Annotated in this window: 18 protein-coding genes; 17 read left to right on the forward strand and 1 reads right to left on the reverse strand. The window is 39.7% G+C overall.

The genetic code is table 11. From position 1 onward, the window contains the following. Nucleotides 1-50: 50 nt before the first annotated feature. The 14 genes from H6G74_RS07100 (at nt 51) to H6G74_RS07165 (ending at nt 14,559) form a co-directional block, all read left to right on the forward strand. Nucleotides 51-611, forward strand: a complete 561-nt coding sequence (locus H6G74_RS07100) for a pilus assembly FimT family protein (protein WP_199340918.1) — start codon at nt 51-53, stop codon at nt 609-611. 143 nt (nt 612-754) lie between these two features. Continuing rightward, on the forward strand, nt 755-1,723 hold the full coding sequence (gene hpsE, locus H6G74_RS07105; RefSeq protein WP_190967010.1) for a hormogonium polysaccharide biosynthesis glycosyltransferase HpsE: 969 nt from the start codon (nt 755-757) through the stop codon (nt 1,721-1,723). A 32-nt stretch (nt 1,724-1,755) separates the two neighbouring features. After that, nucleotides 1,756-2,739 carry a hormogonium polysaccharide biosynthesis glycosyltransferase HpsE gene (gene hpsE, locus H6G74_RS07110; RefSeq protein WP_190967011.1) on the forward strand — a complete coding sequence of 328 codons (984 nt, stop codon included), beginning with the start codon at nt 1,756-1,758 and terminating at the stop codon, nt 2,737-2,739. Continuing rightward, nucleotides 2,736-3,707, forward strand: coding sequence for a glycosyltransferase (locus tag H6G74_RS07115; RefSeq protein WP_190967012.1), 972 nt, complete (start codon nt 2,736-2,738; stop codon nt 3,705-3,707). Before hpsE (H6G74_RS07110) ends, H6G74_RS07115 begins: the two co-directional genes overlap by 4 nt. 150 nt (nt 3,708-3,857) lie before the next feature. Next, on the forward strand, nt 3,858-4,409 hold the full coding sequence (locus tag H6G74_RS07120; protein ID WP_199340919.1) for a pilus assembly FimT family protein: 552 nt from the start codon (nt 3,858-3,860) through the stop codon (nt 4,407-4,409). 33 nt (nt 4,410-4,442) lie between these two features. After that, the gene (locus tag H6G74_RS07125) at nt 4,443-5,105 is read left to right on the forward strand and encodes a TIGR04282 family arsenosugar biosynthesis glycosyltransferase (RefSeq protein ID WP_190967014.1); all 663 of its coding nucleotides are present in this window, start codon (nt 4,443-4,445) and stop codon (nt 5,103-5,105) included. 254 nt (nt 5,106-5,359) lie between these two features. Continuing rightward, nucleotides 5,360-6,196 (forward strand): hormogonium polysaccharide biosynthesis protein HpsJ, encoded by an 837-nt coding sequence (gene hpsJ-B / locus H6G74_RS07130; RefSeq protein WP_190967015.1) that lies wholly within the window; start codon nt 5,360-5,362, stop codon nt 6,194-6,196. Between the two features lie 174 nt (nt 6,197-6,370). Continuing rightward, nucleotides 6,371-7,261, forward strand: coding sequence for a glycosyltransferase family 2 protein (locus tag H6G74_RS07135; RefSeq protein ID WP_190967016.1), 891 nt, complete (start codon nt 6,371-6,373; stop codon nt 7,259-7,261). Nucleotides 7,262-7,835: 574 nt separating this feature from the next. Further along, nucleotides 7,836-8,558 carry a DUF502 domain-containing protein gene (locus H6G74_RS07140; RefSeq protein WP_190967017.1) on the forward strand — a complete coding sequence of 241 codons (723 nt, stop codon included), beginning with the start codon at nt 7,836-7,838 and terminating at the stop codon, nt 8,556-8,558. Between the two features lie 103 nt (nt 8,559-8,661). After that, the gene (nusB, locus tag H6G74_RS07145; protein WP_190588661.1) at nt 8,662-9,303 is read left to right on the forward strand and encodes a transcription antitermination factor NusB; all 642 of its coding nucleotides are present in this window, start codon (nt 8,662-8,664) and stop codon (nt 9,301-9,303) included. Between the two features lie 215 nt (nt 9,304-9,518). Continuing rightward, a complete protein-coding gene (gene ftsY, locus H6G74_RS07150; protein WP_190967018.1) occupies nt 9,519-11,066 on the forward strand; it encodes a signal recognition particle-docking protein FtsY in 1,548 nt (515 codons plus the stop codon). Nucleotides 11,067-11,822: 756 nt separating this feature from the next. Next, the gene (locus H6G74_RS07155) at nt 11,823-13,214 is read left to right on the forward strand and encodes a PP2C family protein-serine/threonine phosphatase (protein WP_190967019.1); all 1,392 of its coding nucleotides are present in this window, start codon (nt 11,823-11,825) and stop codon (nt 13,212-13,214) included. 115 nt (nt 13,215-13,329) lie between these two features. After that, nucleotides 13,330-13,875 (forward strand): photosystem II reaction center PsbP, encoded by a 546-nt coding sequence (gene psbP / locus H6G74_RS07160; RefSeq protein WP_190967020.1) that lies wholly within the window; start codon nt 13,330-13,332, stop codon nt 13,873-13,875. Between the two features lie 90 nt (nt 13,876-13,965). Continuing rightward, complete coding sequence (locus H6G74_RS07165) at nt 13,966-14,559, forward strand: Maf family protein (RefSeq protein WP_190967066.1); 594 nt, start codon at nt 13,966-13,968, stop codon at nt 14,557-14,559. A gap of 62 nt (nt 14,560-14,621) precedes the next feature. On the opposite strand, the gene H6G74_RS07170 is transcribed toward H6G74_RS07165, so the two are convergent. Further along, nucleotides 14,622-14,879 (reverse strand): hypothetical protein, encoded by a 258-nt coding sequence (locus tag H6G74_RS07170; protein ID WP_190967021.1) that lies wholly within the window; start codon nt 14,877-14,879, stop codon nt 14,622-14,624. Between the two features lie 194 nt (nt 14,880-15,073). Between H6G74_RS07170 and H6G74_RS07175 the strand changes: the two genes are divergently transcribed. The 3 genes from H6G74_RS07175 to H6G74_RS07185 all read left to right on the forward strand — a co-directional run bounded on the left by H6G74_RS07175 (nt 15,074) and on the right by H6G74_RS07185 (nt 18,271). Continuing rightward, nucleotides 15,074-15,811: a phycocyanobilin:ferredoxin oxidoreductase gene (locus H6G74_RS07175; protein ID WP_190967067.1), complete on the forward strand. Its 738-nt coding sequence runs from the start codon at nt 15,074-15,076 to the stop codon at nt 15,809-15,811. Nucleotides 15,812-15,887: 76 nt separating this feature from the next. Beyond that, entirely contained in the window at nt 15,888-16,091 is a 204-nt protein-coding gene (locus H6G74_RS07180) for a hypothetical protein (RefSeq protein WP_190967022.1), read from the forward strand. Nucleotides 16,092-16,831: 740 nt separating this feature from the next. Further along, nucleotides 16,832-18,271, forward strand: coding sequence for an HlyD family efflux transporter periplasmic adaptor subunit (locus tag H6G74_RS07185; protein ID WP_190967023.1), 1,440 nt, complete (start codon nt 16,832-16,834; stop codon nt 18,269-18,271). The last annotated feature ends 198 nt before the right edge of the window (nt 18,272-18,469 follow it).

Genomic DNA, 18,469 nt, shown 5'->3' on the forward strand with positions numbered 1-18,469 from the left:
CTAAAAATAGATACCTATCTGAACATATCCAAAATGATTTTGGTTTCAGTATGGTGGAAGTTATTGCTGTAGTGCTGATGATAGGTATATTAGGCACAATTGCTATTCCTAGCTGGTTTAATTTCCTTAATCGGCAACGAGTGAATAAAGTTAATGATGTGGTTTTTGCCGCTATACAAGAAGCACAAAAAGAAGCTAAACAAAAAAAAATCAGCTACAGTGTCAGTTTTAAAATGGACAATCAAGTTCCTAAGTTGGCTATTCATCCTGACTCTACAGCAGCATCTAGTCCTAATATTCAATGGAAGTCTATGCAAGAATCTTTAGGGATCAAATCTGGACAAATCAGCCTTTTTACAAATTTGAATGTTAGCTCTGGTAAAAACATTAGTAACCCCACCGTGAATACAAGTGCAACATACTTAAATAGTCCACAAACAATCACTTTTGACTACATGGGTACTTTGCCAAACTTTGTTACACCAGCAACAGGAGAAGCACCAGGATTAAAAATTGTCGTAGCTGCATCTAATAATTCTACAAAGCGATGTGTGATTGTAAAAACTATTTTAGGCTCGACTCTAAGAGGCAAAAATAATGAGTGTAATTAAAATTCAGCAAAAAAATCATAAAAATACAGTACATAATACTGTATATTCAACACAAAATCATAACATTAGTTAAGTATGAGGTTTCATATTTGTATTTTTTAAACTTGTAATCAAAAATATCCATAAAGTATAAACTTCAAAATATGACTGCAAGCCTTGATTTTACAGTAGTTATCCCGACTTATAACGGTGCAACTCGTCTACCTAAGTTATTAGAACGACTGCAACAGCAACAACATACTGAAAATATCAGTTGGGAAATTATTGTTGTAGACAATAACAGTACAGATAATACAGATCAAGTTGTTAAAAATTATCAAACAAATTGGCAATATGCTTACCCTTTAAAGTACGTGTTTGAAGCTAAACAAGGAGCAGCTTACGCGCGAAAACGTGGAGTAGCAGAAGCTTCAGGTCAATTAATAGGTTTTCTTGATGACGACAACTACCCGTTATCAAATTGGGTAGCAGAAGCTTATACTTTTGCTCAGAAATACCCTAAAACTGGGGCTTATGGTAGTCAAATTCATCCAGATTGGGAAGTAGAACCTTCTGAAGATTTTCAACGGCGCATTGCACCTTTTTTAGCCATTACAGAGCGTGGTAATATACCCTTACTCTATGAATCTCACAAAAAATTACTTCCTCCTTCGGCGGGATTAGTTGTTAGGCGACAAATTTGGTTAGAAAGTGTACCGCAAAAGACTATTTTAACTGGGAGAATTCCTGGTAATATGCTGACTAGTGAAGATTTAGAAGTACTATGTTACATCCAAAAATCAGGATGGGAAATTTGGTATAATCCGAGTATGGAGATTTATCATCAAATACCACAATCTAGATTAAAAAGGGATTACCTAATACCATTTTTTAGAGGTATTGGATTGAGCCGTTATGTGACTAGAATGGTAAATACAAAATATTATAATAAACCATTTATAATTCTGATTTATTTAGGAAATGATTTACGAAAAATAATTGTTCATTTCTTAAAATACAGAGGTAGTTTTCAAGATAATCTAGTAGCAGCTTGTGAAATGCAACTATTTTTAAGTAGTTTAATTAGTCCTTTTTATTTATGGAAAAATGGATATTTAAATAACAAAATATAATAATTCAACCACGGCTTTTTATTTTTAAATTAATGAACAGTATTTTAGATATTTCTATAGTCATTCCTACATATAATGGAGCAGATCGCCTGCCCAATGTTTTGGATGCTTTATTAAAACAAACAGGTGTTGAATACATAAATTGGGAAATTATTATCATTGATAATAATAGTTTAGATTCAACTGCTAACGTATTTATTAATTATCAGGGTTTATATGCTAATAACTGTTGTTTAAAATATTTTTTAGAAACCCAACAAGGAATCGCATTTGCGCGTGCGCGTGGGGTTAAGGAAGCTCAAGGAAGACTTATTGCATTTTTAGATGATGATAATTTGCCGGAAACTGATTGGGTTTTCAGGTCTTACCAATTTGGGCAAGAATATCCTCAAGCAGGCGCATGGAGTGGTCAAATTCATGGAAAATTTGAGGTAGAACCACCAGAAAATTTTTCCAGAATACAGGCTTTTTTAGCTGTTAGAGAAGATGGGCAGGAAGTATACAGATTTGATGCAGATAATTTAAGATTACCTCCAGGTGCTGCACTGGTGGTTCGTAAACAAGCTTGGCTTGAAAGTGTTCCTCAGCAATTGATTTTCAAAGGTCGATTAGGAAAATTAATGCTTAGTGGTGATGATACAGAAGCACTTTTATATATACACAAAGCTGGCTGGCAAATTTGGTACAATCCGGCGATGCAGGTTTATCATCAAATTCCTCGCTGGCGATTTGAGAAGAGTTACTTGTTAAATTTGGCTCGTGGTTGCGGTTTGTGTATTTTCCAACTCCGGTTAATCAATGCTAAAAATTGGCAAAAACCAATGATCTTATGCAAAACTGTTTTGGGAAATTTGCGCCGAATTTTAAATCATCTGATTAAGTATAGAAGAGGTTTAAGCAGTAATTTGATTGCACTTTTTGAAATAGAGTTTTATTGGGCTAGTATGATGAGTCCTTTATATGCTTTACGATGCTACTTGTCTAATAAATTTGTAGATAACTTGGATAAATCATGACTAATGTCATTCAAAATATTCCAAAAATTTCTGTAATTATTCCAACTTATAACAGCGAAGAAACTATTAAAACAACTATAGATTCTGTATTGAGCCAAAGTTTTACAGATTTTGAGTTGATTGTTATTAATGATGGTTCGACAGATTCAACTTTAGATGTTGTTTCACAAATTCAAGACTCACGTCTTAAGGTATTTTCTTTTGAAAATGCTGGTGGTAATGTCAGCCGCAACCGAGGACTAAAGCAAGCAGTTGGAGAATTTGTCAGTTTCTTAGATGCGGATGATGTTTGGACATCTGATAAGTTGGTAAGTCAGTTGGAGGTTTTGCAAGATAATATTGATGCGAGGATTGCTTATAGCTGGACTGATTATATAGATGAAAATGGGAAATTTTTAGTTTCAGGTAGTCATATTACTGTTAATGGTGATGTGTATGAGAGGTTATTAGTAAGTAACTTTTTAGAAAATGGTTCTAATCCATTAATTTATAGAGAAGCTTTAATTGAATTAGGTGGTTTTGATGAATCACTAAGTGCTGCTCAAGATTGGGATATGTGGTTGCGATTAGCTACTAAATATTCTTTTGTTTGTGTTCCGAAAGTGCAAATTTTGTATAGAGTCAGTGCTAATTCGTTATCTTCTAATTTAGTTAGACAGGAAAAAGCTTGTTTACATGTTTTAGAAGGTGCATATCATACTAGAAAATTAGTAAATAAAAATGTTTGGGATTTAAGCCTGACTAATCTTTATAAGTATCTAGTATGTAAAGCTCTCCAAGAACCATTTAATCGACAAAAAGGAATATTAGCTGCTAGGTTTTTATACTTGTTTTTTATTTATGATACCGCAAGATTAAAACGAATTGATTTTACGTTTAAATTACTACTTAAAATCGCATTAATAGTTATTTTACCAACAAAAACATCAACAAAAATACTTAACAGAATCACAATGAAAACTACATAGTTTTTGGAAATTAAACTTGGTACGTGATCATTAAATTAATTTTAGAAGTATTTTCAGGTGCATTTATTTTATAGGGATAAGTTAAAAAATATCTTATATGCGGACTCCTGTAGTGGCTTTACATTACCGGAGATTTTAGTCATTGTTTTAATGTTTGGTGTTTTAGCTGGGCTGGTATTACCAAACTGGTTAGCTTTTGTAGATAGAAGCCGTCTTAATACTGCTCAAGATAAAGTTTATTTGGCTATGCGTCAAGCTCAAAGCCAAGCTCTAAAAGAAAAAGTAAGTTGGCAAGTAAGTTTTCGTGAGGAAAATAATGTTGTGAAGTGGGCAGTTCATCGAGCAGATGTAAATTTTTTTATTTCTGATGCTGTGAATAATAATGCCAATTTATGGCAGAATTTAGAAAATAATATTCTAATTGATAAAAATTTAAATAATCGCAATACATCTGAGACTACTTTACCAAAACATACTTCTCAAGCAATTTGGCGTGTTGTTTTTAACCACCAAGGTTGTCCAGTTTATCAGCCTGGAGACGAATGTACGAATACATCGTTGCGAACGTTGGGACAAATTACTTTATACAGTTATAAAACTGGCAAGGCTAGGCGATGTGTCTATGTTTCTACGATTTTAGGCGCAATGCGAAAGGGCAGAGAGCGTTCTAGTGCTAATGAAAACGATAAGTATTGCTATTAAAATATTTGAGTCGCTAACAGTTAAGGTTATTACGTGCTGAAATTATCAGAAATTCAAAAGCAGCACTTGATTATTTTTACCCGCTATCCAGAACCAGGAAAGACTAAAACTCGGCTAATACCAGCTTTGGGGAGTATTGGTGCTGCTAATTTGCAACAGCAAATGACCGAATATACTCTGTTGCAAGTTGGAGAATTACAAAAAGCGATTGATGTTTCTGTGGAAGTGCGGTTTGCTGGTGGTAGTTTGGAGTTAATGCAAGATTGGTTGGGTGGGGAATTACTTTACGCATCTCAAGGTGAAGGCGATTTAGGTACAAGGATGGCGCGATCGCTGGTTGATGGTTTCAGCAAAAATGCTGAATATGTAATTATCATTGGTAGCGATTGTCCTGGTGTGACATCTCAAATTTTGGCAACAGCTTTTCAAGAACTACAAACTGTTAATTTGGTACTAGGGCCAGCTATTGATGGTGGTTATTACTTAATTGGTGTGCGTCGCTTCATCCCAGAATTATTCACTAACATCGATTGGGGAACTTCTCAGGTATTAAAACAAACTGTAGATATTGCGGCAACCCTGGGTGTCTCATCTATATACTTACCAACTTTGGCTGATGTTGACCGACCAGAGGATTTGCTTATTTGGCAGGAAGTGCTTCAGCAGTCAGTTTATTTGCGAAAAATTATAGAGTAGAAGCTGAAAATAAAAGTTGTTTTTTTGATGAATATCAGCTAATCTCGTATCTTCAAACACCATGTATTTTCTGAAGACACTCAAGTTAACTAGTGCTACCGTGGTGTAGTTTCAAACCTACAGGTATCCACTAGGATTACCTTTGCCTTTTCTATATAAGAGATAGTTTTATTGAACAGGCAGAGTTACAGGAACAATATTCCAGTAACTTTAAATAGGACAATCACTCTGACTCACTATTAAGTTTGGAAAATATGACTAATCGTTTTACTTCCGGGAACGCAGCCCTTGGTCTCAAAGTGATTGGGGCAGTTTTAATTTTGTCCTTTTTGCTGGACTTTCTAATTTTATTGCTACCCTTTCAACCTACTGATCGCGGATGGCAAATTAACTTAGCAACCGCCCTAGTTGACCGGGGGATTGTACCTATGGTGGGCTTAGGTTCGCTGTTGATTGGCTATTGGATTGATGGTGCTAGTGATGGCGGCCCTAAAGGTATCGACTTACGATTGCCAGCGTTTATACTTTCTAGTGTCTTGGGTCTAATTTTCTTGTTGATTTTTCCCTTGCACCTGAACAATGTCAATCAAGCCAAAGCACAAACTGTCACTCAAATTACTCAAGAAGCTGATCAGGCAGAAAAACAACTCGACACTCAGTTAAATCAATTTCAGGCGCAACTCAATACAGATCAGGGGAAAGCCCAATTAGAACAACTCCGCGCCCAAGCAAAAGCGCAGTTTGCTGACTTGCTGAAAGATGATCAAAAGTATAAAGCAGCTCTGGCAAATCCGCAATTACCACAATCACAGAAAGACCTACTCCAGAAGTTTAAAGCTAATCCGCAAGAACTGGACAAATTTATTGCCCAACAAACCGATCCTCAAGCACTGGCAAATCAACGAAAAGGGCAAATTCGTCAGCGTAAGGAAGATGCGGAAAAACAAGCAAGAGACAATGCTTGGAAATCTGGCTTGCGGATTGGAATTAGCAGTCTTTTATTATCAATTGGGTACATTATTATTGGCTGGACAGGATTAAGAGGTGGCGGTGCTTTACAAACAGGTGGACGTAAAGCTGCTACACGGTAAAAAAGTAGGGAGTAGGGAGTAGGAATTATTGTGACCCTCCTGCCTCCTGCCTCCTGATTTGAAAGTGCTGAGTAAAAATGCTAGTCCCACTTTCATACAAAGCTTGTGAAGCTTGTTTCATCGGGACTGCCTCCTAAAAATTAACTGTTAGGAAAATCGCTATAAAATCTGCAAATGTTCTCAATTTACATACTGACATATAACGAAGAACTAGATATTGCACCTTGTATTGAGTCGGCAATGCTTTCGGATGACATTATAGTTGTGGATTCGTGCAGTAGCGATCGCACTGTGGAAATCGCCAGTCGCTATCCTGTCCGGGTTGTGCAGCACGCTTTTGAAAGCCACGGTCGTCAACGCACTTGGATGCTAGAATCTCTACCCCCGAAATATGAGTGGGTTTATATTCTGGAAGCTGATGAACGGATGACACCAGAATTATTTGCGGAATGCACACAAGCAACACATAACCCAGATTACATTGGTTACTACGTTGCTGAACGGGTAATGTTTATGAATCGTTGGATTCGCTATAGCACCCAATATCCCCGTTATCAGATGCGTCTTTTCCGCCACGGTAAGGTCTGGTTTACAGACTATGGTCACACAGAACGAGAAGTGTGTGATGGTGCTACTAGTTTTTTAAAAGAAACTTACCCTCATTACACTTGCAGTAAGGGTTTGAGCCGTTGGATTGAAAAACATAATCGTTATTCTACTGATGAAGCCAAAGAAACAGTACATCAACTAGAAAATGGCACAGTTGTTTGGCGGGATTTATTTTTTGGCAAAACTGAGGTAGAAAGACGGCGTGCTTTGAAAGATTTGTCTTTGCGTTTACCAGCTAGACCTTTTTTGCGGTTTCTTTATATGTATTTTTTGTTAGGTGGCTGCTTGGATGGTCGCGCTGGGATGGCTTGGTGTACTTTGCAAGCTTTTTATGAGTACCTAATTTTGCTGAAAGTTTGGGAAATGCAGCATCTACCTACACCGACCTTAGAAGAAACACTATCCCAAACTGAGAAAAGCAAGGTTGTCGCTACACAAATTGCTGGAGAAGGGTGAAACAAAACTAGTTTGTTCTGGTGGGTATAAGGGTGTAGGGGTGTCAGGGTTTTTGATCATCTACACCCTTTACCATTTGGTAGTTATGGCTTCAGCTTAACTGTCTATTCTGAATCTTGATTCAACGACTATATTAAAATTTATAACAAAAGTTTTTCAGAAAAACATCCTTTACCTGCGGGTTAGTTCTAAACTAGTTACAAGTAGATTTTTAGTTGTCATACATAGGTTTTAGAAACGTAGTCAGATTTTGAGCGATCGCGGTAGGATTAGTAATAATTAAAATATTTGCAACATTCATTTACAAGCTGTACAAAGAAAAGTAACATCCTCGCGGATGGAAGAACTATCGGTAGTTAGCTATATCTTTTTGTATTCAACATCTAACTAGCGAAAAATCAATACTTTTCTGGGATAAACAGCATATTATCAAGATAAAAGCTATTTAATGACAGCTTTCTAAAATAAAACAGGGTAAAAAATATTACTAGTAAAGCCTGCTAAATTGGGCGGCTGCTGGTATGAATTTCCGCTTATCTAGAGTTTCACTAGCCAAGAAAAGGAGAAACTAAGTTTGGTCATCGATCGCTTAAAGCAGGACTTGAAAAATGACCTGATAGCAGGATTGTTAGTGGTTATCCCCCTAGCAACCACCATCTGGCTCACAATCACGATCGCTAATTGGGTAATCGACTTCCTTACCCAAGTTCCCAAACAACTCAATCCCTTTGATGGGCTACACCCAATTTTAGTAAATATACTAAATTTAGCTGTGGGTCTAGCAGTACCACTGTTAAGTATTTTGTTAATTGGGTTAATGGCTCGGAATATTGCTGGGCGATGGTTATTAGATTTTGGTGAGCGAGTATTACAGGCAATTCCCTTAGCAGGACAGGTATATAAAACCTTAAAACAACTTTTAGAAACGTTACTGAAAGATTCTCCTGGCAAATTTCGGCGTGTGGTTTTAGTTGAGTATCCCAGACAAGGCATTTGGGCGATCGCCTTTGTCACAGGTACGATCGCCAGTGAAATTCAATCCCAAATGCCTTGCCCAATGTTAAGCGTTTTCATCCCAACGACACCCAACCCGACTACAGGATGGTATGCAGTAGTACCAGAAGAAGATGTAATCAATCTTTCAATGTCAATCGAAGATGCTTTTAAAGTGATTGTCTCTGGTGGAATTGTGGCACCGAATACGCCCTTACCACCGCTAGTTTTAGGCAAAGAACAAAATTTAGCGAGTTTAACCAGGGAATCAAAACATTCAGTAATTTCCGTCGAGGAAATATAAAATTTATCCGGCAAAGACACAAGTAAATAGATATTATGAATGTCTGGCTTTGTAGCAATCAATTAAATTTTCACCCTAATTCAGTGCTTAGGCACTCACTTCCATGCAAGACCGCAAACCCCAACAAATCGCTCGTGAACTGGCGCTGTTAAGTCTCAGCCAGCTGCCAGTCAACCCCAAAAAACTCACCGAAGAACATCTGCCCAAATTAGTATTAGCAACCGTGCGTACCTTGAGGGCAGAAGTGCAAGATACTTTAGACAACGCTGCGGCGGAATTGCAACGCAGTAACGATCGCCTATTGACCAGCCAAACTCGCGCTGCTGACATGAATACAGCGAGAACTATGCTACAAGAAGCGATCTCTTATACCCAAACCGCCATCAATCAACTTGGTGCAGCAGTTGAGTTTCCCGAATTAATTCAACTCGCCAACCAAGACAGAGAAGTTGGCAGATATGCCATTCAAATTGTCAAAACTGTAAATGAGCATCGGATCTTGATCGATGAACAAATATCGGCGGCTTTGGTAGATTGGCAAGTCAACCGTCTAGCTCAAATTGACCGCGATATTCTCCGCATCGCTGTAGCTGAAATGACATTTTTAAACTTGCCTGACAGCGTAGCCATCAACGAAGCTGTTTTGTTAGCCAAACGCTACAGTGGCGATGAAGGTCATCGATTTATTAATGGAGTGCTGCGGCGATTCACAGAACAAAAAAAACTTCCTAGTGTTTTATCCTAACTTTGTAACCATTCTGAATGCTAAGTTGTGAGTTGAAGGTGAGGAGAAGTCAGGTACTTGTGAGGGATGAATCACCCCCTCCTAGTAACCCGAAATTGAGAGGTGAGGATATCCCGGAGGATTTCACCACAGGGAAGAGTAACAAATTCTATTAAACTCTTAACTTACGAACTCATAACTCCTAACTTAAATCACAACTAACACTGTTAGCAGCAATGGCTTTTAATTGGTTTCGTCGTCAATATAACGATTCTTCTGATACTCCCTCTGAAAACCAAGAGGCAGAAAATACTCCCACACCTATAACCGAACCAGAGGCAACCGAAACATCAAATACTAACCCAGAAACTGCACCAGATTCGGCAGCAGATTTGTTGGCGTTTGCTAAAGCTGCCTATAAAAATATCCAGCAAAAACAACAATTAGAAACTGGAGAACCAGTTCCAACAGACACGATAGCCGCAGATTCAGAAGAGGCTACAACTCCCAGTCAAGAACCTGCGGTAACTATCGAAACACCACAACCAGAAGTAGCGGCTACTGTTGAGGAAGTAGCTGTTACAGCCAATACTGAAGAAGTAACATCACAAGAAACTCAGCCCACCGAGACGGCTGCATTATCTTTTTTAGAACGGGCAGCAGCAGAACGGCAAGCCAAGCAAGAACGCTTAATAGCTAGTGCCATTGAAGTTACACAACCAGAGGCACAGCCAGCAAGTGTTAGTGAAGCAACTGCCGCAGAAATGCCAGATTTGGCATTTGATGAAGGGTTTGTCTGGTCAGCAGAATTATTGGCGGCTCAAGGTAGACGTGCGGAAGACATTTCGATTGAAGAAATCACTTGGCTGAAAAAGTTACGCCAAGGATTAGACAAAACCCGGCGGAACATCGTCAATCAACTAAAAGCCATTGTTGGACAAGGGCCACTCAACCAAGCAGCCGTAACCGAAATTGAATCTGTATTGTTACAAGCTGATGTGGGTGTAGAAGCCACAGATTATATTATCAGTGCTTTACAACAAAAACTGCGGGAAGAAGTTACACCTCCAGAAGAAGCGATCGCTTACTTAAAACAAATCTTAAGGGATATGTTAGAAGAGCCAATTCGCAAATCTGAGAAAACCAGCTTTGCCCCAGATAAAGACAATTTAAATATTTGGTTAATTACTGGTGTAAATGGCGCTGGCAAAACCACAACCATCGGTAAAATTGCCCATTTAGCGCAAAAATCTGGCTACAGATGTTTGATTGGCGCAGCAGATACTTTTAGGGCGGCGGCTGTCGAACAAGTCAAGGTTTGGGGAAACAGAAGTGGTGTAGAAGTCATTGCCAACCCTGGTAAAAATACAGACCCAGCCGCCGTGGTGTTTGATGCGATCGCAGCCGCTCAAGCACGCGACACAGAATTATTATTAGTTGATACTGCGGGAAGATTACAAAATAAAAAGAACTTAATGGATGAACTCACAAAAGTTCGCCGCATCATCGACAAAAAAGCCCCAAACGCCAAAATCGAATCTCTGTTAGTTTTAGATGCTACCCTTGGTCAAAATGGTTTGCGCCAAGCCGAAGTATTTTCCCAAGCCGCCCAACTGAGTGGCGTAGTATTAACCAAATTGGATGGTACCGCCAAAGGTGGTGTCGCATTGGCTGTAGTCCAACAATTAGGTTTACCAATTCGCTTTATTGGGGCTGGTGAAGGAATTGAAGACTTACGCCCATTTTCTAGCTACGAGTTTGTTGAAGCTCTCTTGAGTGGCTAAATCTGTATGGGACAAACGCAAAAATCAGGTATGTAAGAAGGGTGTAGGGGTCTAGGTATGTAAAACCCTTATACCCTTACACCCCTACACCCAGTCTCAACCAGTAATCTTTTTGCGCCAGTTCCAACCTTGTAAACCCAATTGAGAACTGCTATAAATACTGAAAAAAACAAAAAAGCTCAAGTAAGTTCGTTGTTAACTTAGCAAAAGCCTATTGTTATCAGCAAATCAGCTTGTCAAAATTTAGGAGTATATATGAAGTAAATTTCCTGAAAAGCTGACAAATATTCTCTAAAGGTAAATTAAAAGTTAGAAAAATGCTCTAGCTGATCCAGTTCAAAGTGATATTTTCCCTGAAAATTTTAAGTTATCGTTTATTTCAGTATCTGAATATTTCTCCGAAACGAGAAAAAATCTCAAAAATTGGCAAAAATAATTAATCAATTAATTAAGGAATTTTATGTTTCATGATGTATGATTTGCTAATTGACTGCTCTGAGCGTGGGAAGTTTTCTCAGCAATGGAGGTATTTACCGATTTATACTCATCAGCTTTTGCGTAAAAACACATGAAATTTATGTATCTGGATTTAGGTAGAAATAAAATGAGCGAATGCTATAGTTTTTTATCGCTCTCGCTTACGTCTTTCTACTCTTGCTAAATTGACTTATCTTGTCTCAATATGATTTAGCAATATTTTGCCGCAAAGAGTTATTAATCAATTGAAAATCTACTACTCTTAACTGGATATTATCTGTGCCTGTGTCTCAAGTACCCTTTCAACCTACTGATGGTAATAATAGTGCCGCGACGGATGTCACACCAGTCGTAGCACTAAAAGAACTTGTGGCAAGGTTGCATCGAGAACAGAACAAGATTCAAGATTTGCTGAGTTCTTTAGGATTTGCCCTCAGAAGCTTCAACAATTTAAATCAGTTTTTAGAACTGATTCCCTTGATGGCAACAAGGGTGACAGATGCTGATGGTAGTGCTTTATTTCTCTACAAGCCTAACGGTCAAGTTAGGTTAGAGCAACTCCACTGGCAGGATAGTCGCCAGCGCAAAAATATTCGCAAAGCTTTAGAAACAGCCAGTAGTCAAGTTACATTACTGCCCAACAGCACACCTTTGGCGAGTTCCACCGGCATATTAGATGATCAGATGCACCGCTATTTGGGGCCTGATGTGCAAATATTCGGCACGGCAATTTTAGTTAAGCATACAGAACGCGGTTGGCTCTACGTTTTAAGTCGTGACCCTGACTATAGCTGGACAGAAACCAGACAAAAGTTAGTGCGCTTGGTTGCAGACCAAACAGCAGTAGCCATTGAAAACGATGAACTAGCTGTAGAACTGCGGAAAAAAGAACGCCTAGACCAAGAATTAGAAATTGGGGCAGAAATTCAACGCCGACTTTTACCGCGTCAATGTCCGAATATTCCTGGTGTATCACTAGCAGCACGTTGTAAACCTGCTAATCGTGTGGGTGGTGATTATTACGACTTTATTCCTACAAATCATAACCAGTTGCAGTTAATCAATAGAGTATCTCCAGAAAATAGCCGTTGGGGTTTTGTAATTGGGGATGTGATGGGGAAAGGTGTTCCCGCCGGATTAATTATGACGATGATGCGGGGAATGCTGAGGGGTGAAGTATTGCATGGCAATTCCCCGGCGGGGATTTTGCAAAATTTGAATCGAGTGATGTATGCGGATTTGGAAAATTCCCACCGCTTTGTGACGTTGTTTTATTCTGAGTACAATCCCAGAAATCGGATTTTATCGTACAGCAATGCCGCACACAATCCTCCCCTATGGTGGCACGCCGCCACAAAAACAGTTAGCCGCTTAGATACGTTGGGGATGTTGATTGGTTTAGATGCCAACAGTCAATATGAAGATGCCCAGGCACAGTTAGAACCTGGAGATACGATAATTTATTATACAGATGGCTTAACGGATGCGGCGGCGGCTAGTGGCGATCGCTTCGATGAAGAAAACTTTTTAGCAGCCTTTAGCGCCGCTTGTCGCTATTGCAACGGGCCAGAAGAAATTGTGGATTATTTATTTAACCAAGTCCAACAGTTTATCGGTACTGATAGGCAAAACACTGATGATATGACACTTGTGGTTTTGCAAATTGTTTAATTTTTGACAAATGACTCATCACCAATGACGAGATGAAGCGACCCCGTTGGTGGGACAATAAAAACGATACATAATGTTTAATTTTTGTTACTTCCCGCCAAAGGAATCTCTAACAATGTGGAAAAAAATTGCAATTATTTGCTTATTAATGTTGAGCTTTAGCTTGATTAATCCTGGTGTAGCTGCTGCGGCTGGATTTAAAAGCTATGTAGATACTGCTGATGGTTATCAGTTTTTATACCCCAATGGCTGGCTACCAGTGAAAGTTGCCAATGGACCTGATGTCGTATTTCATGATTTAATTGAAATCTCCGAAAATGTTTCTGTAGTGATTAGTCCGGTTCCTGAAGGTAAAACCTTAAAAGAATTGGGCGCTCCCACAGAAGTTGGTTATAAACTTGGCAAAGCTGCCCTTGCACCTTCAGATTCTGGTCGGACAGCCGAGTTAGTTGATGCACGAGAGAAGGATACTGAAGGTAAAACCTACTATATATTAGAGTATTTAGTCAAACTCCCAAATTCTCAGCAACGACATAACATCGCTAGTGTTGCTGTTAGTCGTGGCAAACTGTTTACCTTTAACGCCTCGATTCCCGAAAAACGTTGGACAAAGGTGAAACGGACTATGGAAAATGTTGTCGATTCTTTCACCGTGTATTAATTATTAATAGGGAGTGGGGAGTAGGGAGTAGGGAGTAGGGAAAGCAAGGCAATATAAGCACAAATGACAAATGACCATTGACCAATGACTATAAATATTCCTCAATTTGTACTGGCTTCTGCTTCTCCTGCACGTCGGCGTTTGCTGCAAACGGTTGGGATTGAACCGATAGTTAAACCCAGTGATTTTGATGAGTCACAAATTGAACTGAGTGATCCTGGTGAGTTAGTGCAGGTTCTAGCTCAAAGTAAGGCAGAAACGATCGCACCGCAGTTTTCATCAGCTTTAATTATGGGCTGTGATTCGGTTTTGGCTATTGATGGTAAGATTCATGGCAAACCAGCAAATGCAGCAGAAGCGATCGCTCGCTGGCAATTTATGCAGGGTAATATAGGCGACTTATACACAGGTCATGTGTTGATTGACACTGCCCAAAACCAGACTTTAGTTAAGTGTCAGGTGACGAGGGTTTATTTTGCAACCATGAGCGATCGCGCAATCCAAGCTTATGTCGCTACCGGCGAACCTCTCAAATGTGCTGGTGCTTTTGCTTTGGAAGGTTTTGGTAGTTTATTTGTTGAGAAAATAGCAGGCTGTCACAGTAATGTCATCGGTCTCAGTTTACCTTTGCTGCGGCAGATGTTGGCAGAACTGGGATATGAAGTCACTGATTTTTGGCAGTAAATCAACTAATTACAACAGGACTTACGTCAAGTTTTCTGAAATTGAGAATTTTTGCGTAAGTCCTAAACTATTGACCCTTGAGTAAGACGCAATGTCACTTCGCCATGATCTGGAACCCAAGCTAACCACTCATCGGCAGAAACTTGGCAGAGTAACAATGCTTCATCATAGCTGTATGGGCTAGGGAGTTCTGCAAGGCGTACCCAGACAGCAGGTTGACATAACTTGAAGGAATTTTGACTATAGGCTTTGCTTAACCAAGCTAGATTTTGTCTAACTGCTGGGATAGCACAATTTGGTCTTTGAGTATTAATTTGCATAATCGAAGACTCCCTGATGAATGAAAATCAAAATAATTCTGTAACTAAGACTACAAAATAAGTAATTAATTTGAAAAGTCAATGTCTTATAACTTTACGCAACCATGCGTAACAGTTTGCTTAATGTTGCGCGGCAGAATAGAAGTGGCACGGCTGGCTGTAGACTGGCCTTAGATAGCATTTCTGATGAGAATATGTCATTTACTTCAACTCCCTCACTGCGTGAACAACAACATCCCCTAATTCGGCAGTTAGCTGATAGCATCGAGGCGGCTTGGCACAAGCATTTAGAACTGTCGCCTTACCATTTACCAGCAGAGTTGGGATATGTGGAAGGTCGATTAGAGGGTGAAAAACTGACAATTGAAAATCGCTGCTATCAAACACCACAGTTTCGCAAAATGCACTTAGAACTGGCGAAGGTGGGAAATATGCTGGATATTTTGCATTGCGTGATGTTTCCGCGCCCAGAATATGACTTACCGATGTTTGGTTGCGATTTAGTTGGTGGTCGAGGACAAATTAGTGCAGCGATCGCCGACTTGTCTCCTGTACACTTAGACTTGACCTTGCCAGCTTCCTATACAAATCAACTCTCTGCACTGAAAACAATAGAATTTTCCCAAACGCGAGAATTACCAGAATGGGGTCACATCTTCTCAGAATTTTGCTTGTTTATCCGTCCTAGTTCCCCAGAAGAAGAAGCGAGGTTCTTGGGACGTGTGCAGGACTTTTTAGAGGTACATTGTACCCAAGCGATTGCAGCTAGTCCAGTTTCCCCCGAACAAACTCAAGAAATTATCGCTGGACAACGCAACTACTGTACCAAACAACAACAAAACGATAAAACCCGCCGCGTCCTTGAAAAAGCCTTTGGGCAAGAATGGGCAGATAATTACATGACGACAGTCTTATTTGATTTGCCAGAATAAGTCCTGAGTCATTTGTTCTTTGTCATTTGTTATGTGTAAAAAGCAGTCCCGATGAAACAAGTTTCACAAGCTTTGTATGAAAGTGGGACTCGTATTTTTACTCAGCACTCAGCACTCAGCACTTTCAACTCAGGAGGTAGAAATTAGGAAACAGAAGGAAAAAATTTCAGGACTTACGCAAAAATTCTCAAAAAGCTTAATTTATCGTAGACGCGAAGCGGCTTCCCGCAGGGTACCGCCAAGTCGCCGAGAACGCCAAGAAATCGTAGAGTCTGCGTAAGTCCTAAATTTTATACTATCTTTGACTAAGCAGAGCAAAACCCATCTACACACTTCAGACTTTCTTCCCCTACCGCATCTGTAGATTCTGTTACGTTTTCCTGCAACTGATAAATGTAGAATTCAGTTATAGCAAGAAGCATATAGATTAGGAAATTTTGAACATATAAATGCAGGAAGCACACTAATACTTTTACCTCCTGCCTTCTGCCTCCTGCCTCTTGCTATGACGATAGTTTAATGGAGTTTAACCTTAGCTGTAGCATCTGTGGAGAAAATTTCCCAATGAGTTCAAAGTTAACAAACCTAATAATTAGTTGACTACAAGTTTAAGGAAACTGTAATCTTAGGGATGCTCTATTTGAGAAAATTGATTGAAAATTTGTAATTGCTAGTTCATAATTAAGTTTCTGATAAAGATTGAGTCTCCAACTGAACCGGAGTTGCTTTTCAAAGCGGTGGATTCTCATTGATCTTTTAATTACGCATTAGCAATTGTCTTGATTGTTGCATCTATTGAATAACTGGTGGTTTGTCCCATTAATTTCGCTCTACCACTACTGAAAATTAATGAGATAAACGCTACCTACTATTAGTGTCATGATGTCAAAGTTGTGGCTCTAAGTATTAATTGGCATCAAATTTCAGAGGGTATTTAGTAGAGGTAATTTATCAAATCTCTACTACGTCTCATACTTTTTTATATCCATCAGCACATTTTTAAATAAACAGGCAACAACCATGTCAAGGGTGACTGAGAAGCCAAGATCAAGGCCACCAATACTTGATCCAGAACAACCTAAGATTTGGTGGGGCATTGCTGTAGCCTTACCAATAGTAATCGCTGCGGGGTTACTTACTACAGCTAAAGTTGAGCAATTGAGAAAGATTAACTCATCTGTACCTGTCAAACCAGTTGCTAACAGTATTAGTGCAGTGGGGCGTTTAGAACCACGCGGTGAAGTGATTAAACTTTCTGCACCAGCAGCAGGATTACAATCTGCATCACGAGTAAAGCAACTGTTTGTCCGCGAAGGAGAACAGGTGAGAAAAGGACAAGTGATTGCAATTTTAGACAATCATGATACTCAGTTAGCTAGTGTCGAACAAGCCAAAGCCAAATTACTAGAAGCGCGTGCTAATTTAGCCCAAATTCGAGTGGGTTCACCTAGAGATGTGCAAGCGCAACAAGCGGTAATTGCTCGACTAGAAGCTCAGTTACGCGGCGAGAGGGATGCTCAACAAGCGTCCATTACTAGAATTGCATCGCAGTTGAGTGCAGAAAAACTAGCTCAACAGGCGACAGTCGAACGCTTGGAAGCAGAATTGCGTGGACAAGGTGATAGTTTAAGAGCCACTTTGACACGCATTCAAGCCGAACAGCGTAATGCTCAAGTTGATGCTGGACGTTATGATTTTCTCTATCGCCAAGGTGCTATATCGCAGCAAGAACGGGATAGACGGCGACTAAGTGCAGTTACAGCTCAACAGCAGGTAGTGGAAAGTCAAGCGACTCTGCGACAAGCGATCGCAACTTTGCGTCAACAAGTTGCAGAAGCTAGGGCGAACCAAGTCAAGACCTTAACCAGCTTACAACAGCAACTAATTGAAGCTAGAGTCACCCGTGACAAAACTGTAGCCACTTTACAAAGACAACTCGACGAAGAACGAGCCAGACTCAAGAGACTGATAGAAGTTGATCCGACGAATGTCCAAATGGCGCAAGCACAAGTTAGCAATGCGATCGCTAATGTTAAACAAGCCGACGCAGAACTACGATTAAGCTACGTCCAAGCACCAACTTCTGGAGAAATTTTAAAGATTTACACCAAGTCAGGCGAAGCAATCAGCGCCAATGGTATTGCGGAGATTGGTCAAACAGAGCAAATGATGGTAATCGCAGAAGTTCCAGAAGATAGTATTAGTAAAGTTCGGATTGGTCAAAGTGTTGCTGTCAGCAGTGATAATGGTGCTTTTGAAGGTGAATTAAAAGGAACTGTCGCTGAAATTGGCAGAAAAGTCGGTAAAAAAGATGTGCTGAATAATGATCCGGCTGCTGATGTTGATGCCAGAGTTGTAGAAGTTAAAATTGCCATCTCTCCAGAAGATAGCAGTAAAGTTTCTGGCTTAACTAATGCCAAAGTTTTAGTTGAGATTAACAACCCATCAGCTTCTAATTAACTAGCAGAAGGCAGTCCCAATGAAACTTATTTCATAGCCAAGCATAAAAGTGGGACTAGCATTTTTACTCAGCAACGCCAGTTGCTTCAAGTCGGCAGAGCCGCCCAACGCACTGGCTCCTCAGCGAGAAGTTGCGTGCGCGGGTTCCCCGCGTTGAGCAAACTTCGGTGACTCAGCACTTTCAAGTCAGTTACTAAT

It is taken from the genome of Nostoc spongiaeforme FACHB-130 (assembly GCF_014698475.1).
Lineage (GTDB): Bacteria > Cyanobacteriota > Cyanobacteriia > Cyanobacteriales > Nostocaceae > Nostoc_B > Nostoc_B spongiaeforme.

Coding starts and splice junctions, on each gene's coding strand:
- H6G74_RS07100 (WP_199340918.1), top strand. CDS start 51: ATGGTGGAAGTTATTGCTGTAGTGCTGATGATAGGTATATTAGGCACA.
- hpsE (WP_190967010.1), top strand. CDS start 755: ATGACTGCAAGCCTTGATTTTACAGTAGTTATCCCGACTTATAACGGT.
- hpsE (WP_190967011.1), top strand. CDS start 1,756: ATGAACAGTATTTTAGATATTTCTATAGTCATTCCTACATATAATGGA.
- H6G74_RS07115 (WP_190967012.1), top strand. CDS start 2,736: ATGACTAATGTCATTCAAAATATTCCAAAAATTTCTGTAATTATTCCA.
- H6G74_RS07120 (WP_199340919.1), top strand. CDS start 3,858: ATGTTTGGTGTTTTAGCTGGGCTGGTATTACCAAACTGGTTAGCTTTT.
- hpsJ-B (WP_190967015.1), top strand. CDS start 5,360: ATGACTAATCGTTTTACTTCCGGGAACGCAGCCCTTGGTCTCAAAGTG.
- H6G74_RS07135 (WP_190967016.1), top strand. CDS start 6,371: ATGTTCTCAATTTACATACTGACATATAACGAAGAACTAGATATTGCA.
- nusB (WP_190588661.1), top strand. CDS start 8,662: ATGCAAGACCGCAAACCCCAACAAATCGCTCGTGAACTGGCGCTGTTA.
- ftsY (WP_190967018.1), top strand. CDS start 9,519: ATGGCTTTTAATTGGTTTCGTCGTCAATATAACGATTCTTCTGATACT.
- psbP (WP_190967020.1), top strand. CDS start 13,330: ATGTGGAAAAAAATTGCAATTATTTGCTTATTAATGTTGAGCTTTAGC.
- H6G74_RS07170 (WP_190967021.1), bottom strand. CDS start 14,879: ATGCAAATTAATACTCAAAGACCAAATTGTGCTATCCCAGCAGTTAGA.
- H6G74_RS07175 (WP_190967067.1), top strand. CDS start 15,074: ATGTCATTTACTTCAACTCCCTCACTGCGTGAACAACAACATCCCCTA.
- H6G74_RS07180 (WP_190967022.1), top strand. CDS start 15,888: ATGAAAGTGGGACTCGTATTTTTACTCAGCACTCAGCACTCAGCACTT.
- H6G74_RS07185 (WP_190967023.1), top strand. CDS start 16,832: ATGTCAAGGGTGACTGAGAAGCCAAGATCAAGGCCACCAATACTTGAT.